At 65.5% G+C, this 16,208-nt stretch carries 16 protein-coding genes; 4 read left to right on the top strand and 12 right to left on the bottom strand.

All coding sequences use genetic code 11. The annotated features are described in order from the left end of the window. Nucleotides 1-71: 71 nt before the first annotated feature. A complete protein-coding gene (locus tag AC5P5W_RS18095; RefSeq protein ID WP_197575029.1) occupies nt 72-1,418 on the top strand; it encodes a sigma 54-interacting transcriptional regulator in 1,347 nt (448 codons plus the stop codon). Next, the gene (locus AC5P5W_RS18090; protein ID WP_014648489.1) at nt 1,415-2,767 is read left to right on the top strand and encodes a sensor histidine kinase; all 1,353 of its coding nucleotides are present in this window, start codon (nt 1,415-1,417) and stop codon (nt 2,765-2,767) included. The genes AC5P5W_RS18095 and AC5P5W_RS18090 overlap by 4 nt, the downstream gene beginning before the upstream one ends. A 56-nt stretch (nt 2,768-2,823) precedes the next feature. Here the strand turns inward: AC5P5W_RS18090 and AC5P5W_RS18085 are convergent, their stop codons facing one another. Together AC5P5W_RS18085 and glmU are read right to left on the bottom strand one after the other, a co-directional pair. Beyond that, nucleotides 2,824-3,357: a GNAT family N-acetyltransferase gene (locus tag AC5P5W_RS18085; protein ID WP_197575027.1), complete on the bottom strand. Its 534-nt coding sequence runs from the start codon at nt 3,355-3,357 to the stop codon at nt 2,824-2,826. Next, nucleotides 3,326-4,693, bottom strand: coding sequence for a bifunctional UDP-N-acetylglucosamine diphosphorylase/glucosamine-1-phosphate N-acetyltransferase GlmU (gene glmU / locus AC5P5W_RS18080; RefSeq protein WP_197575025.1), 1,368 nt, complete (start codon nt 4,691-4,693; stop codon nt 3,326-3,328). Before glmU ends, AC5P5W_RS18085 begins: the two co-directional genes overlap by 32 nt. Nucleotides 4,694-4,776: 83 nt before the next feature. Between glmU and AC5P5W_RS18075 the strand changes: the two genes are divergently transcribed. Next, complete coding sequence (locus tag AC5P5W_RS18075) at nt 4,777-5,160, top strand: GtrA family protein (RefSeq protein ID WP_197575023.1); 384 nt, start codon at nt 4,777-4,779, stop codon at nt 5,158-5,160. Between the two features lie 27 nt (nt 5,161-5,187). On the opposite strand, the gene AC5P5W_RS18070 is transcribed toward AC5P5W_RS18075, so the two are convergent. From AC5P5W_RS18070 to AC5P5W_RS18025, 10 genes are all read right to left on the bottom strand, one after another. Beyond that, entirely contained in the window at nt 5,188-7,401 is a 2,214-nt protein-coding gene (locus AC5P5W_RS18070) for a hypothetical protein (RefSeq protein ID WP_197575021.1), read from the bottom strand. A gap of 72 nt (nt 7,402-7,473) precedes the next feature. Next, a complete protein-coding gene (locus tag AC5P5W_RS18065) occupies nt 7,474-7,896 on the bottom strand; it encodes a F0F1 ATP synthase subunit epsilon (protein ID WP_005419509.1) in 423 nt (140 codons plus the stop codon). Nucleotides 7,897-8,009: 113 nt separating this feature from the next. Continuing rightward, nucleotides 8,010-9,416 (bottom strand): F0F1 ATP synthase subunit beta, encoded by a 1,407-nt coding sequence (atpD, locus tag AC5P5W_RS18060; RefSeq protein ID WP_005419510.1) that lies wholly within the window; start codon nt 9,414-9,416, stop codon nt 8,010-8,012. Nucleotides 9,417-9,453: 37 nt separating this feature from the next. Further along, nucleotides 9,454-10,317, bottom strand: a complete 864-nt coding sequence (gene atpG, locus AC5P5W_RS18055; protein ID WP_014648494.1) for a F0F1 ATP synthase subunit gamma — start codon at nt 10,315-10,317, stop codon at nt 9,454-9,456. Between the two features lie 97 nt (nt 10,318-10,414). Next, a complete protein-coding gene (gene atpA / locus AC5P5W_RS18050; RefSeq protein ID WP_005419511.1) occupies nt 10,415-11,962 on the bottom strand; it encodes a F0F1 ATP synthase subunit alpha in 1,548 nt (515 codons plus the stop codon). A 44-nt stretch (nt 11,963-12,006) separates the two neighbouring features. Continuing rightward, the gene (locus AC5P5W_RS18045; RefSeq protein ID WP_014648495.1) at nt 12,007-12,534 is read right to left on the bottom strand and encodes a F0F1 ATP synthase subunit delta; all 528 of its coding nucleotides are present in this window, start codon (nt 12,532-12,534) and stop codon (nt 12,007-12,009) included. Between the two features lie 2 nt (nt 12,535-12,536). After that, complete coding sequence (locus AC5P5W_RS18040) at nt 12,537-13,007, bottom strand: F0F1 ATP synthase subunit B (protein WP_005419512.1); 471 nt, start codon at nt 13,005-13,007, stop codon at nt 12,537-12,539. Nucleotides 13,008-13,113: 106 nt separating this feature from the next. Continuing rightward, the gene (atpE, locus tag AC5P5W_RS18035; RefSeq protein ID WP_005411133.1) at nt 13,114-13,419 is read right to left on the bottom strand and encodes a F0F1 ATP synthase subunit C; all 306 of its coding nucleotides are present in this window, start codon (nt 13,417-13,419) and stop codon (nt 13,114-13,116) included. Between the two features lie 73 nt (nt 13,420-13,492). Continuing rightward, a complete protein-coding gene (gene atpB / locus AC5P5W_RS18030; RefSeq protein ID WP_014038569.1) occupies nt 13,493-14,293 on the bottom strand; it encodes a F0F1 ATP synthase subunit A in 801 nt (266 codons plus the stop codon). A gap of 31 nt (nt 14,294-14,324) precedes the next feature. Then, nucleotides 14,325-14,690, bottom strand: a complete 366-nt coding sequence (locus AC5P5W_RS18025) for a hypothetical protein (RefSeq protein ID WP_014648497.1) — start codon at nt 14,688-14,690, stop codon at nt 14,325-14,327. Nucleotides 14,691-15,153: 463 nt separating this feature from the next. On the opposite strand from AC5P5W_RS18025, the gene AC5P5W_RS18020 reads away from it, so the two are divergent. Then, a complete protein-coding gene (locus AC5P5W_RS18020) occupies nt 15,154-15,972 on the top strand; it encodes a hypothetical protein (protein WP_046432636.1) in 819 nt (272 codons plus the stop codon). The last annotated feature ends 236 nt before the right edge of the window (nt 15,973-16,208 follow it).

Below are 16,208 nucleotides of genomic sequence, written 5' to 3'. Positions count from 1 at the left end.
GGGCTCTCCCGGCGTATGGACACGAACACGGCTCCATCGGCGCCGCCCATCCCTTTCTGCAGAACCGCTTGATGCCTTCGATCCTGATCATCGACGACAACGCCAGTGTGGGCACTGCACTGGACGTGCTGTTCTCCCTGCACGACATCGACACCCTGCAGGCGCAGAGCCCGGCCGAGGGGCTGGCCCTGCTCGAGTCGCAGCCGGTCGACCTGGTGATCCAGGACATGAACTTCAGCGAGGACACCACCTCCGGCGAGGAGGGCGAAGCGCTGTTCGCACAGATCCGCGCACGCCACCCGGACCTGCCGGTGATCCTGCTGACGGCCTGGACCCACCTGAGCAGCGCGGTGGACCTGGTCAAGGCCGGCGCCGCCGACTACCTGGCCAAGCCCTGGGACGACCGCAAGCTGCTGACCACGGTCAACAACCTGCTGGAGCTGTCCGAGGCGCGGCGCGAACTGGACCGCCGCCGCAGCCGCGAGCTGCGCCAGCGCAATGCGCTGGAAGAAAAGTACGACCTGTGCAGTGCGGTCTTCGCCGATCCGGCCAGCGAGCGCGTCATCGCCCTGGCCTGCCAGGTCGCGCGCTCCGAGCTGCCGGTGCTGATCACCGGTCCCAATGGTGCCGGCAAGGAGAAGATCGCGCAGATCATCCAGGCCAATTCACTGGTGGCCAAGGGCCCGTTCATCACGGTCAACTGCGGCGCGTTGCCGTCGGAGCTGATCGAGGCCGAACTGTTCGGTGCCGAGGCCGGCGCCTACACCGGCGCCAACAAGGCACGCGAGGGCAAGTTCGAAGCCGCCGACGGAGGCACGCTGTTCCTGGATGAGATCGGCAACCTGTCGCTGGGCGGGCAGATGAAGCTGTTGCGCGTGCTGGAAACCGGCCGCTTCGAGCGCCTGGGTTCCAATCGCGAACGCCAGGTCAAAGTCCGCGTGGTCAGCGCGACCAATGCCGACCTGCCGGCGATGATCCGCGACGGCACGTTCCGCGAAGATCTCTATTACCGCCTCAATACAGTGGAACTGGTACTACCGCCGTTGGCCGAGCGCGCGGGCGACATCGTTCCACTGGCCGAGCGTTTCCTGACGGCCGGCAAGCCGCTGTCCAGTGCCGCCAGTGCCGCCCTGCAACGGCACCCGTGGCCGGGCAACGTGCGCGAACTGCGCAACGTGATCCAGCGTGCCGAACTGCTGGCGACCGGCAACCGCATCGAGGTGGCCGACCTGAACCTGCCGCGCACCGCACCGGCGCCACGCCCCGCACCGAGCGCTGGCAACGATCCCGACCGCGAGCGCATCGAGGACGTGCTGGCACGCAACCACGGCGTCATCGCCCAGGCGGCTGCCGAACTCGGCCTGAGCCGCCAGGCCCTGTACCGGCGCATGGACCGCCACGGCATCCCACGCGAATGAAACGGCGCTCGTTCACCTTCCGCCTGTTCCTGCGCCTGCTGCCGGTGCTGGCGCTGGCCGCTGCGCTGCCGTGGCTGCTGGCGTACTGGATGAACCATGGCTGGGTGGTGACCACGGCGTCGGCCGTGATCCTGCTGGCGTTGATGTGGTGGACCCTGCGCCGTGCCACCGCACCGGTGCGCTCGCTGATGCGTGCACTGTCCGGCACCACCAGCAGCTACCGCGACGGCGAGTACAACTTCGGCGTGTACTGGCCGGGCAACGACGAACTGGGCGACCTGGTGCAGGCGCACCGCGAGCTGGGCGATGTGCTGCGCGAACAGCGGCAGGGCCTGGTGCAGCGCGAACTGCTGCTGGACACCATGGTGCAGAACACGCCGGTGGCCATGCTTCTGATTGCCTCCGGCGGCGATGGCATCGCCCGCGTGGTGTTCTCCAACCTGGCTGCGCGCAAGCTGCTGCATGGCGGCTGGAAGCTGGAAGGCCAGCGTCTGGAAGAGGTGCTGGAACAGGTGCCGGTAGAGCTGCGCGATGCCATCGCCCGTGGCGGCGACAGCCTGTTCGCGGTGCATGCCGAGGGCGAGGACGGCGACGAGGATGACGAGCAGGTCTACCACCTGTCGCGCCGCGCCTTCCAGCTCAACGGCCGTCCGCACGACCTGCTGCTGGTACGCCTGCTCACCGCCGAACTGCGCCGCCAGGAAGTGCAGACGTGGAAGAAGGTGATCCGGGTGATCAGCCACGAGCTCAACAACTCACTGGCACCGATCGCCTCGCTGGCCCACTCCGGTGGCGTGCTGGTGCAGCGCGAACGCTTCGACCGGTTGCCGGAGATCTTCACCACCATCGAGGACCGCGCACGCCACCTGGAAGGCTTCATCCGTGGCTATGCACGCTTCGCAAAGCTGCCGCAGCCGCAACTGCAGACCGTGCACTGGGCGCCGTTCCTGTCCAGCCTGCGCCAGCAGATCCCGTTCACCATGGAACGCGAGCCGGACGAGGACCTGAGCAGCCGCATCGACATCGCGCAGTTCGGGCAGGCGCTGTTGAACCTTCTGAAGAACGCGCATGAAGCCTGCGCCGAGGCCGATCCGCCCAACGATGACGTACAGGTGCAACTCACGCGGCTGCCGCAATGGCTGCGCCTGGACGTACTGGATCGCGGCAAGGGCATGAACGAGCAGGTGCTGCAGAACGCCTTGATGCCGTTCTATTCGACCAAGCGCAACGGCACCGGCCTGGGGTTGGCACTGACGCGCGAGATCGTGGAAGCGCACGGTGGCCGCGTGTCGCTGCAGAACCGCGGCGATGGCGGGTTGTGCGTGTCGATCCTGTTGCCGGTGGGTTGAGCGGGCCGATCGGGTAGATCCACGCCATGCGTGGATGTGCCGACCAGGGCCGGCACCTACCAGGTCCGCCGCATCGCCACCCGCAGGTGCATCGGAAACCCGAGCGCAGCCTCTTCGGCCATGACGGCGCGCAGGCCGTCGTTCCACTCAGCCTCAGGCACTACGTCGAACCCTTCGCTGGCATAGAAGGCTGCATTCCATGGCACATCGCTCAAGGTGGTCAGCACCGCTGCAGCAAAGCCGGTGGCCCTGGCCTGCGCCAAGGCGTACCGCAGCAATGCGCGGCCATGGCCACGACGCGCGTGCGCGGGGTCCACATCCATCTGCAGGACATGGAACTCGCCACACAGCTCGCCGCCCAGCAGGTAGCCGGCAATGTCGCCGACGGGGCCATCCACAACCCACAGCTGGCCCCGCTGAAGGCCGTCCTGCAGCGTCGGCAGATCCAGGCCGTGGCCGGCAAATACCGGATGGGCTTCGTGATCCTTCAGCAGTTCGCCGGCACGCTGTTCAATTGCCGGCAGCACGCCGAGCTCGTCGGCATGCGGAATACGTGGCTCAGGACTTCTTGACCGGGCGCTTCCAGCCATCGATGGTTTCCTGTCGTGCGCGGGCCAGTGTCAGCTTGCCGTCCGGGGCGGTGCGGGTGATGACCGAACCGGCAGCGATGGTCGCGCCCTCGCCGATCGTCAGCGGCGCCACCAGCGAACTGTTGGAACCGATGAACGCGTTGTCGCCGATGGTGGTGGTCGACTTGTTCACGCCGTCGTAGTTGCAGGTGATGGTGCCGGCACCGATGTTCACCTTGCTGCCGATCACCGCATCACCCAGATAGGTGAGGTGGTTGGCCTTGCTGCCGACGCCGAGGGTGACCTTCTTGGTTTCGACGAAGTTGCCGACGTGCACGCCATCGGCCAGCACGGTACCTGGGCGGAGGCGCGCGAACGGACCGACCAGCGCCGCGCCTTCGGTGACCACACCCTCCAGATCACAGTGCGCGCGTACTTCGGTACCGGGGCCGAGAGTAACGTCCTTCAGGCGGTTGAACGGACCGATGGTAACGCCGTCGCCGAGCACGATGTCGCCTTCGAGAACGACATCGACATCGATCAGCACGTCACTGCCCACGGTGACGGTGCCACGGATGTCGAGTCGTGCCGGGTCGCGCACGCGTGCACCCTGTGCGCACAGCGCACGCACGGCGCGATGCTGCCAGGCACGCTCCAGCTGCGACAGCTGCCAGGGATCGTTTGCCCCCTCGGCTTCCTGCGCGTCGGCCACCAGCGCCATTTCGGCCGGGGTGTACTCATGCGCGGCAAACGCGAACACATCGGTCAGGTAGTACTCGCCCTGTGCATTGCGGTTGGACAGCTGCGACAGCCAGCGGCGCAGCGCGGTCGACTCCGCGGCGATGATGCCGGTGTTGATCGTGCGCACGCGCAGCTGGTCGTCGGTCGCGTCCTTCTGCTCGACGATCGCTCCCACCTTGCCTTCGGCATCGCGCAGCACGCGGCCGTAACCGGTCGGGTCATCAACCTCGGCGACCAGCACCGCCAACCGCCCTGGCTGCGCCAGCAGATCGCGCAGGGTCTGCGCGCGGATCAGCGGTACATCGCCGTACAGCACCAGCACCTGCACGGCATCCGGCACCTGCGGCATCGCCTGCGCCACCGCGTGGCCCGTACCCAGCTGCTGCGCCTGTTCAGCCCACTGCAGGTCGGGCTGGTCGGCGAACTGTTGCCGCACCGCCTCACCGCCATGGCCGTAGACCACATGGATGGCCGCCGGTTGCAGTTCGCGGGCCGCATCGATCACGTGCGCCAGCATCGGTTGGCCGGCGATCGGCTGCAGCACCTTCGGCAGCACCGACCTCATGCGCTTGCCGGCGCCGGCGGCGAGGATGATGACGTGCAGGGCTTGGGTCATGGGAACGGCAGTCCGTGGTTCGTTGCCGACGATTCTAGAGCGTACGCCGTTAACATGGGCATCCCTCCTCCTTCACCATGCCGATGAGCCTTGTCCGCCAGGGAAGCGCCTACCTCGTGATCGGGCTCGTGCAGCTGCTGATCGATTGGCTGGTGTTCGTGGTCGCCACCGCGCTTGGCATGCCGGTCGCACCGGCCAACGTCGCCGGGCGCCTGGCCGGCATGCTGCTGGGCTTCTGGCTCAACGGCCGCTACACCTTTGCCGAGGCCGGCACCCACAAGCTGGGCTGGAGGCGTTTCGCACGCTTTTTCGCGCTGTGGCTGCTGCTGACCGCGGCAAGCACGTTGCTGGTGAGCCTGGTCGACCACGCGCTGGGCCTGCAGTACACCTGGCTGGCCAAGCCACTGGTGGAAGGCGGGCTGGCGTGCGTGTCGTTCCTGTTGATGCGCCACGTGGTGTACCGCTGATCGCGGTCAGCGGTCAGCGGTCAGCGATCAGCGATCACCGTCACTGCGCAGGCGCGCTCCCAGTCCCTCACGCCACAGCTGCAGCGCGCTGTAGCGCAACCGCACCTGATGCTGCCCGGCCGGCACGCACAACGCATGGAAGAGGCCATTGCCGCGCAGCAGCGGCAGTACCTGGCCATCCTCGAGCTGCGCCTGCCAGCCACGACCGGTGGTTTCGTTGATCACCACCCATGCTGCATGGTCGGCCACCACCGTCAGCTCGATGCGTCCAGGCTGGTAGTGCAGCACCTGTACCGTGGCCTCGCCGGCATCCTGTTCCGCACAGTGGCTGCTGGCGGCTGCCGGCAGCCATAGCTGCCGGTTGAAATCGGTCTGGTTGAACAGCGGCGCAGGCGGTAGACGTTCCTCATGGCGGCGCACCTGCCGCGGATTCAGCACCCGTGGCAGCACGCTGTCACGCCGCGCAAGTTCCACCTGGTCGCCCTGCGCGCTGGAGCCCGGGAACGGCTCCTGGGCCAGCAGCCAACGCACGCCCAGCAGGTCGTACAGGGGAGCAGCGGTGTCTGGCATCCAGGCGGTGGGGACCTTCTGCTGGAAGGTATCCACCGGCTCGCCCGGCATCCCGGTCATCTGCAGATAGTCGCTTGCCAGCAGCGGGTTGTAGCCGTTTGCCAGCGCAATGGCATGCACCGCCGCGCCGTTGGTGAGTCCGCCGATGCCGAAGACCACCGCGCGCTCGGGTATGCCGATATGCCGCTCTGCCGCCAGCAGCGCATAGGCGCGCTGCGCAGGACCCGCACGATCGGCGGTGAGCACCGACTTTGTGCCGCTGCCCGCGTTGAACCTGGTGCCGACGTTGAACAGCAGCAGGTCCAACAGCACCAGCGCCAGCACCCAGCGCGCAGGTGACTGGTGGCGGCGCAGCACCCACACCGCGGCTACGCCCAGCGCGGCGCTGACCGCAAGCCAGGCGAAAGCGAGCGGATGACCATGATCGATCGCCAGCCACGCAGCGCACGCGCCCAGCACTGCGACGACCGCCACGGACACCCGATGCAATCGCAATGGCTGCCGCTGCAGGGCAACCTGCAGGGCACTGGCACCCAGCCACGCCGCCGCAGGCACGGTAAGGAACAGCGCATCGGACGGGCGCCGGAACAGGTCCAGCCCCGGAAGCCAGCCGAACAACCAGGGGAACAGCGGCGTGGCGCCACCCACCGCGACCATGATCGCCAGCGTCAGCGCACACAGCGCGACGCGCGTCGCCGCCGGCTTGCGCCGCAGCACCTCACCGCCCCAGAGCAGCCACAGCGCCAGCGGCACTGCCCCCACATAGAGGTAATCGGCGCTGATATCACCGAAGGCCCAGCTGTCGCCGCGCCCCTGCGAGAAAACGTTGCCCGACAGCAGTGTCACCAGTGTCTGCCAGTGGATGGCACCCGGCAGCGCGGCTTCCAGCGTCAGCCCATTGCGATTGGTCTGGTCCAGCCAGGCCAGCGTGGACAGCCACTGCGGCGCACTGACACCACCGGCGAGAATGGCCACCACGCCCAGCTGCCACAGCAGGCGCATGCGCTGCCCCTGTGCCAGCACGACAGCAGCCACGGCGTAGATCACGCACGCGAGGATGATGAAATAGGTGACCTGGGTCAGTTGAAGCGCACACATCCCGCCGGCCACACCGGCCAGCAGGATGTCGCGCATCCGTCCCCGCCGGCGGACCTGCTCCAGGCCCAGCCACAGCCAGGGCAGCAGGCAGTAGCTGATGATCATCGGCGTGTGCTGCAGGCGCGACGCGGCCACGCCACCAAACATCAGCGTGAGTGCGAACAGCAGCTGCGCCGGCGGCGGCATGCCCTGCACGCGGCTCAACCGCAGTGCACCCAGGCCGCCTGCCAGCACATGCAGCAGCACCACCACCGTGAACAGGTGCAGGGAGCCCGGCGCCAGCAGCATCGGCAGCAGCATCGTCGGCTGCAGCGTCATCATCTGCGGATCGGCCACCTGCGGGTAGCCACCGTAGAGATACGGATTCCACCAGGGGGCCTGCAGGTGACGCAACTGCTCGGCACTGAAACTGACCGCCGGGAAGAACTGCTGCACGGCATCAAAGGGAATGGTCTTGATGCCAGTGAGCCATGGCAGGCACAGAACGATCCACGCAATCAGGAACACGCCTGCCGGTGTGCGCCACGGCCGCTGCCAGCTGCCGCCTTCAATCGCTGTCGAGTGGTGCTGCATTCCCTGCTCCTGTGGCGAACAAACAAAAACGCCGGCAGCTAGCCGGCGCTTGTGCTTGATGACGCGCGAACCTCAGTGCTTGAGATTCTTGCGCAGGCGCTCCAGCGCCTGCAGCTGGACGACGGCTTCGGCCAGCTTCTGCTGGGCTTCAGCCACTTCCATCGCTTCGCCGCGGTTGGCCAGGATGCGCTCGGCTTCTTCCTTGGCCTTGCGGACCGAGGCTTCGTCGATGTCCTGCGCGCGGATCGCGGTGTCGGCCAGCACGGTCACCACCTGCGGCTGCACTTCCAGGATGCCGCCGGAAATGGCGAAATCCAGCTGCTCGCCGTTCGGCGTGGTCACCACCACCTTGCCCGGCTTCAGGCGGGTGATCAGCGGCGCGTGCTTGGGCGCGATGCCCAGTTCGCCCAGCTCACCGGTGGCCACGACCAGGGTCGCTTCGCCACGGAAGATTTCCTGCTCGGCGCTGACGATGTCGCAACGGATCGTGCTCATGCAAATCTCTTCGCTGTTCGCGGCGGCGCAATGCCGCCGTGGGGGTCCACCGGCGCGGGCGGTTGCCCGGCGCCGGCGTCAGGTCGGGCAGGATCGCTCCCGCCCGTCCCGGATCAGGCCTTCTCGGCCATCTTCTTGGCCTTCTCGACCGCTTCTTCGATGCCGCCGACCATGTAGAACGCCTGCTCCGGCAGGTGGTCGTACTCGCCATCGACGATGGCCTTGAAGCCACGGATGGTGTCCTTCAGCGGCACGTACTTGCCCGGCGAACCGGTGAACACTTCGGCCACGTGGAACGGCTGGCTGAAGAAGCGCTCGATCTTGCGGGCGCGCGACACGGCCTGCTTGTCTTCTTCGGACAGTTCGTCCATGCCCAGGATGGCGATGATGTCCTTCAGTTCCTTGTACTTCTGCAGGGTCTGCTGGACGCGCTGGGCGGTGTCGTAGTGCTCGTGGCCGATGACCAGCGGATCCATCTGGCGGCTGGTGGAGTCCAGCGGATCGACGGCCGGGTAGATACCCAGCGAGGCGATCGAACGCGACAGGGTCACGGTCGAGTCCAGGTGGGCGAAGGTGGTCGCCGGCGACGGGTCGGTCAGGTCGTCCGCGGGAACGTAGACGGCCTGGATCGAGGTGATCGAACCGTTCTTGGTCGAGGTGATGCGCTCCTGCAGGACGCCCATTTCCTCGGCCAGGGTCGGCTGGTAACCCACGGCGGACGGCATGCGGCCCAGCAGTGCCGACACTTCGGTACCGGCCAGGGTGTAACGGTAGATGTTGTCGACGAACAGCAGGACGTCCTTACCCTTGCCGTTTTCGTCCTTCTCGTCGCGGAAGTACTCGGCCATGGTCAGGCCGGTCAAGGCGACGCGCAGACGGTTGCCCGGCGGCTCGTTCATCTGGCCGTACACCATCGCCACCTTGTCCAGGACGTTGGAGTCCTTCATTTCGTGGTAGAAGTCGTTGCCCTCACGGGTACGCTCACCCACGCCGGCGAACACGGACAGACCGCTGTGCGCCTTGGCGATGTTGTTGATCAGTTCCATCATGTTGACGGTCTTGCCGACGCCGGCGCCGCCGAACAGGCCGACCTTGCCGCCCTTGGCGAACGGGCACATCAGGTCGATGACCTTGATGCCGGTTTCCAGCAGCTCGGTGGCCGGGGACTGGTCTTCATACGACGGCGCAGCGCGGTGGATTTCCCAGTTGTCGCTGGCAGCGACCGGGCCGGCTTCGTCGATCGGACGGCCAAGCACGTCCATGATGCGGCCCAGGGTGCCGGCGCCGACCGGCACCGAGATGCCACGGCCGGTGTTGACGGCAACCAGGTTGCGCTTCAGGCCGTCGGTGGAACCGAGGGCGATGGTACGCACCACGCCGTCGCCCAGCTGCTGCTGGACTTCGAGGGTGATCTCGGTGTTTTCCACCTTCAGTGCGTCGTACACCTTCGGCACCGATTCACGCGGGAATTCGACGTCGACGACCGCGCCGATGATCTGAACGATCTTGCCCTGACTCATTGCTGCATCCTCTAATGTGTGCTTTGAACGAACGCGGTCAGACTGCTGCCGCGCCGCCGACGATTTCGGAGATTTCCTGGGTGATCGCTGCCTGGCGCGCCTTGTTGTAGACGAGCTGCAGGGTGCCGATCAGCTTGTTGGCGTTGTCGCTCGCCGCCTTCATCGCAACCATGCGTGCCGCATGCTCGGAGGCGACGTTTTCCAGCAGTGCCTGGTACACCAGCGACTCGATGTAACGCGTCATCACGTGCTCGAGCACGGTCGCGGCATCGGGTTCGTACAGGTAATCCCAGTCGTGGTGAGCGACCTGCTTCTCAGCCGGCGGCAGCGGCAGCAGCTGATCGAAGCTGGCCTTCTGCACCATGGTGTTCACGAAGCGGTTGTAGACCAGGTACACGCGGTCGATCCTGCCTTCGGTGAAGGCGTCGAGCATGACCTTGATCACACCGATCAGCGATTCCAGCTTCGGCACGTCGCCGATGTGGGTCACGCTGCCGACCATGTTGACCTTCACGCGGCGGAAGAAGGTCGAAGCCTTCTGGCCGATGGTCACCAGGTCCACTTCGGCACCCTTGTCCTGCCATGCCTTGGCTTCGCCCAGCATCTTGCGGAACAGGTTGTTGTTCAGGCCGCCGGCCAGACCGCGATCGGAGGAGATCACGATGAAACCGACCCGCTTGACCTGCTCGCGCTCGACCAGGAACGGATGCTGGTAGTCGGTGCTGGCCTGGGCCAGATGACCGATCACCTGCTTCATCGCCTGCGCGTACGGACGCGAGGTCTTCATCCGATCCTGCGCCTTGCGGATCTTGGAGGCCGAGACCATTTCCAGGGCGCGCGTCACCTTGCGGGTGTTCTGCACGCTCTTGATCTTGGTTTTGATTTCGCGTCCGCTTGCCATCTCTTGTTTCCCGTGGCGCGGGGCTGATGCCCCGCGTTGTTCAACCGTTTGTCATCTGGTCCAGCGGAGCCAGCGGCTCCGCTCTACAGGACCGCGATTACCAGCTGCCGGTGGTCTTGAACTCGGCGATGCCCTTCTTGAAGGCACCTTCGATGTCGTTGTCCCAACCGCCGGTGGCGTTGACCTTGCTGATCAGCTCGCCCTGGGTGTTGGCGAAGTGGGCGTGCAGGCCTTCTTCGAACGCCAGCAGCTTGTTGACCGGCACGTCGTCGAGGTAACCCTCGTTGACGGCGTAGATCGACAGCGCCTGGTTGGCGATCGACATCGGCGCGTACTGCTTCTGCTTCATCAGCTCGGTGACGCGCTGGCCACGCTCCAGCTGCTTGCGGGTCGCTTCGTCCAGGTCCGAGGCGAACTGCGCGAACGCAGCCAGCTCACGGTACTGGGCCAGCGAGATGCGGATGCCGCCCGACAGCTTCTTGATGATCTTGGTCTGGGCCGAGCCACCGACGCGCGACACCGAGATACCGGCGTTCACGGCCGGGCGGATGCCGGCGTTGAACAGGTCGGTTTCCAGGAAGATCTGGCCGTCGGTGATCGAGATCACGTTGGTCGGAACGAAGGCGGACACGTCGCCGGCCTGGGTCTCGATGATCGGCAGCGCGGTCAGCGAACCGGTCTTGCCGGTGACCTTGCCTTCGGTGAACTTCTCGACGTATTCCTCGGACACGCGGGCAGCGCGCTCGAGCAGACGGGAGTGCAGGTAGAACACGTCACCCGGGTAGGCTTCACGGCCCGGCGGACGCTTCAGCAGCAGCGAGATCTGGCGGTAGGCAACGGCCTGCTTGGACAGATCGTCGTACACGATCAGCGCGTCTTCGCCGCGGTCCATGAAGTACTCACCCATGGTGCAGCCCGAGTAGGCGCTGATGTACTGCATGGCAGCCGATTCGGAAGCGGTCGCGGCCACCACGATGGTGTGGGCCAGCGCGCCGTTCTCTTCCAGCTTGCGCACGATGTTGGCGATGGTCGACGCCTTCTGGCCGATCGCAACGTACACGCACTTGATGCCGGTGCCCTTCTGGTTGATCACCGCATCGATCGCCATGGCGGTCTTGCCGGTCTGGCGGTCACCGATGATCAGCTCGCGCTGGCCACGGCCGATCGGGATCATCGAGTCGACCGACTTGTAACCGGTCTGCACCGGCTGGTCGACCGACTTGCGCCAGATCACGCCCGGCGCAACACGCTCCACCGGAGCGGTCAGGTCGGTGCCCAGCGGGCCCTTGCCGTCGATCGGCTCGCCCAGCGCGTTCACGACGCGGCCCAGCAGTTCCGGGCCGACCGGCACTTCCAGGATGCGGCCGGTGGTCTTGGCGACGTCGCCTTCGCGCAGGTGCTCGTAGTCACCCAGGACCACGGCGCCGACCGAGTCGCGCTCCAGGTTCAGGGCCAGGGCGAAGGTGTTGTTCGGCAGTTCGATCATTTCGCCCTGCATCACGTCGGCCAGACCGAAGATGCGCACGATGCCGTCGGACACGCTGGTCACGGTGCCTTCGTTGCGCGATTCCGCGGCCAGCTTGACCTTCTCGATGCGGTTCTTGATCAGTTCGCTGATTTCGGAGGGGTTGAGCGTGGTTGCCATCGTCAAGTCCTAGTGCCGGCAGCGGGGCCGGACGTTAAATGAATTCAGTTAGCGAGCGCGGTCTGCAGACGGGCCAGCTTGCCCTTCAGCGAACCATCGATGACCACGTCGCCGGCGTCGATCACGGCGCCGCCGATCAGCGAAGCATCGACCGCGGTGGTCACGTCGACCTCGCGGTTGAAGCGCTTGCGCAGCGCAGCCTTGATCGCGTCCAGCTCGCCGGCCGACAGCTCGGAAGCCGAGGTCACCGTGGCCTTGACCACGTGCTCGGCTTCGGCGCGCAGGGCGTCGAACATGCCGGAGATTTCCGGCAGCAGCGGCAGACGATGCGATTCGGCCAGGATGGCCAGGAAGCGCGAGTAGGTCTCGCCGTGCGACACCGGCGCCAGCAGGGCGACGGCGTCGTCACGACCCAGCTCCGGGTTGGCGAGCAGGGCCGCCACGCGCGGGTCGGCGGCGACGTGGGCGGAGAACGCCAGGGCGTCCGACCACGGCGCGAACGCACCTTCGTCGCGCGCGGTCGCGAACGCGGCGCGGGCGTACGGGCGGGCAAGCGTGAGGGCCTGACTCATCCTTAGATCTCCGAGGCCAGCTCGTCGAGCAGCGCCTTGTGGGCGTTGGCGTCGATTTCGCGCTTGAGCAGCTTTTCGGCACCGGTCACGGCCAGCGCGGACACCTGCTTGCGCAGATCTTCACGGGCACGGTTGGCGGCGGCGTCGATTTCAGCCTGGGCCAGTTCCTTCTGACGGGTGGCTTCGGTGATCGCTTCGTTACGGGCTGCATCAACGATCTGGTTGGCACGCGCGTGGGCCTGATCGATGATCTCGTTGGCCTTGGTGCGGGCTTCCTTCAGCGCTTCGTTGACCTTCTCCTGCGCCTGGGCCAGATCTTTCTGGCTGCGGTCGGCAGCAGCGAGGCCTTCAGCAATCTTCTGCTGGCGCTCTTCGATCGCGTTCATCAGCGGCGGCCAGATCTTGGTCGCGATGATCCAGATCAGACCAGCGAAGGCCAGCGCCTGCGCAAGAAGGGTGAAATTGATATTCATGGTTAGCTCGATCGCTGGTTTCGGGGTGGACGTGCCGCCGAAGCGGCACATCCGGCCTTCATCCGAAACCGGGTGCATCAGCACCCGGTCGTCTCAAACCGCTGTATCAGCCGGCCAGAGCCTTGGTGACGGCGCCAGCAAAGGCAGCCGACAGCGGGTTGGCGAAGGCCAGCAGCAGGCCAACGGCGACCGAGATGATGAACGCGGCGTCGATCAGGCCGGCGGTGATGAACATGCGGACCTGCAGGACCGGGATCAGTTCCGGCTGGCGCGCGGCCGACTCCAGGAACTTACCAGCCATGATGGCCAGACCCAGACCGGCGCCCAGCGCGGCCAGGCCGATCATGATGCCGACGGCAAGGGCGGTGGAGCTCTGAATCTGCGCGAAGTTGGTCAGGACGGCGAAGTACATGGTTATCTCCAGGAACTTAAGTTGCTAAGGGTGATGAAACGGATGAAGGTTGAAACGCGTTGAAGCTTGAAACTCAGTGAGCGTCTTCCGACAGGCTCAGGTACACGATCGACAGCATCATGAAGATGAAGGCCTGCAGCGGGATCACCAGCAGGTGGAACAGCATCCAGCCGAGGCCGAACACACCACCCGCGATGGCGCCGAAGAAACCGGCACCACCCAGCACCCAGATCAGCAGGAACACGATTTCGCCGCCGAACATGTTGCCGAACAGTCGCATCGCCAGCGAGATCGGCTTGCTCAGCCACTCGACGATGTTGAGGATCAGGTTGAACGGCATCATCCACTTGCCGAACGGCGCCGTCAGGAATTCCTTGACGAAGCCGACCAGGCCCTTGGACTTGAGCGCGAAGAACAGCATCAGGAAGAACACGCTGATGGCCATGCCGAGGGTGGCATTGACGTCAGCGGTCGGCACCGGCTTCCAGTAGTGCACGCCCACCCATTCCAGCGGCTTGGCGATGAAATCGGCCGGAATCATCTTCAGCAGATTCATCAACAGGATCCAGAAGAAGATCGTGATGGCGATCGGCGTGACCAGCTTGCTCTTGCCGTGGTAGGTGTCCTTGGCCTGGCGGTCGACGAACTCCAGGCAGATCTCGACGAAGGCCTGCCACTTGCCCGGCACGCCGGCGGTGGCCTTGCGGGTTCCCAGCCAGAACGCGACAACGATCACCAGGCCCATCAGGACGGCGGTGAGGAAGGTATCGACGTGGATATGCCAGAACATACCCTCACCCTTGCCGACCGGTGCGGTCAGGTTGTGCAGGTGATGCTGGATGTAGCTGGTAGGGGTTAGAGCCTCGCCCGCCATGTGTCCGGAACCTTCAGTTAATTGAATTCTGTCAACGCCTGGCCATGGCCAGGACCTGGAACATCAAGCCGACGGCGATACCGGCCAACAGCGCCAATGCAGGCAGCTTGAAGACCAGGAACCCCACCAGCAGGACGCCGAAAACCACGACCCACTTGGCCACGATCGCAATGATCAGGCGAGCCATCGCCGATCCTGCGGCCACCGCACCACCGCCCAGAGCCATCCGTGCCGCAACCCAGCCGCCGGCCGAAATGGCCACACCGGACGCCAGCGCGCCGAGGGCATACTTCGGGCCTACCAGCAGGAAGGCCAGGGCCAGGACAGCCACCGCGGCCAGCGGGTAGACCGCGGCGCGCAGCATCAGTCGCCGACCCGCATCAACGGAGTTCAGCACAGGACGTCCCGCGTGGTTGCAAGTGGAGGGCTGAGGCGGCTACAGCAGGGGGGCCTCATCGAGCCGCCAAATTATAGCAATGGGACAATTTGCGAGACAACCGCTGCCTGTTCATCCCTGGAAGCCGCAAGTTGCGGTAACGGTTACATTTTTGCGTGCCACCCGGGGGGACAATGACGTCCGCGTGATGCTGCACTGCAGTATTGAACTTTGGTCGCAGGCGCGGAACTTTCGCTGGATGCGCCGGTCCGATCTTTCGACCTGCCTGCAGCAACCTCGTCGACGCTCCGCCCCGCAGGTCCCACGATGGCCCCGAAGCCCGGCTCCGGGGCCATCTTTCTTTTTGCGTCGTCGCGACAGGGCTGAACCGTGCACACTCCGTGGACCATACGTTCACGGATGGTGGACGGCGGCGTCCGGCACAGTGGTCTTCATTCTGATGAACCACTGCAAGGACTCTTCGATGCGCCCCGTACCCACCCTGCTCGCCCTTTCCCTGCTCGCTGCCGGCGCCTCGTTCGCCAATGCCGCCCACGCCGCCGAAGGCGACGACCGCTTCGCCATCCGTCTGGGTGCGATGAACATCGATTCGGACAACACGCTGCGTGGCAGCACCACCGTGGCCGGCCAGGACATCTCCCTGGACCAGGACTTCAAGCTGGGTGGCAAGGAATGGGAGCCGCGCATCGACGGCATGTTCCGCATCAGCAACCGTCAGCGCCTGCTTTTCAACTACTTCAAGTACGACAAGGACCGTCGCGAGACGCTTGACCAGGGCATTTCCTTCGGCGGTGAGAGCGTGCCGGCCGGCAGCTTCGTGAAGGGCGAGCTGAAGTACCAGGTGGCCAGCCTGGTCTATGACTACTCGGTCGTCGATACCGACACCTTCGACCTGGGCCTGCAGATCGGTGGCGAGTACGCCAAGGTCAGCACCAAGGGCTACGCGGACCTGGGCACGGTGTATGAAGGCCAGTTCCTCAACGAGAAGGCCGATGGCGTGGCACCGGTGGTGGGTGCGCGCATGACCTTCACTCCGTCCGAGCGCTGGATGATCACGCTGCAGGGCCAGTACCTGAACACGCGCTGGGGCAGTTTCGATGACTACAAGGGCGACCTGAGCCGCGCCAATGCGATCGTCGATTACCGCTTCACCAAGAACTTCGGTGTGTTCGCCGGCTACGACTGGTTCAAGCTGGACGTGGACAAGAAGGGCAGCGACGGCACGGTCGGCCTGAAGCAGGAATTCAAGGGCCCGGTGGCCGGTATCAGCTTCGTGTTCTGATCCCCTGCCCCTTCCACGGCATCTTCTCTCCTGGCGCGGCCTCCGGAACATCGGGGCCGCGTTTTTTCTTTGCATCGTCGAGCAGAAAAGCAGGCTGGTCGAGCGCTGGGGGAAGAGGGGCTTGCGTGCGAATGTCCCCCGGCGCCGGCCTACGGCCGTCACCTCCTCCTTTACTTCGCACACAAGCCCCTCTTCCCCCGCGTGTCAGGCATCCAGGCGGGCCAGGCTGTGGCTCT

The organism is Stenotrophomonas sp. YJH_SMC_123 (genome assembly GCF_059368215.1).
This window is presented reverse-complemented; position numbering and strand designations above follow the sequence as displayed.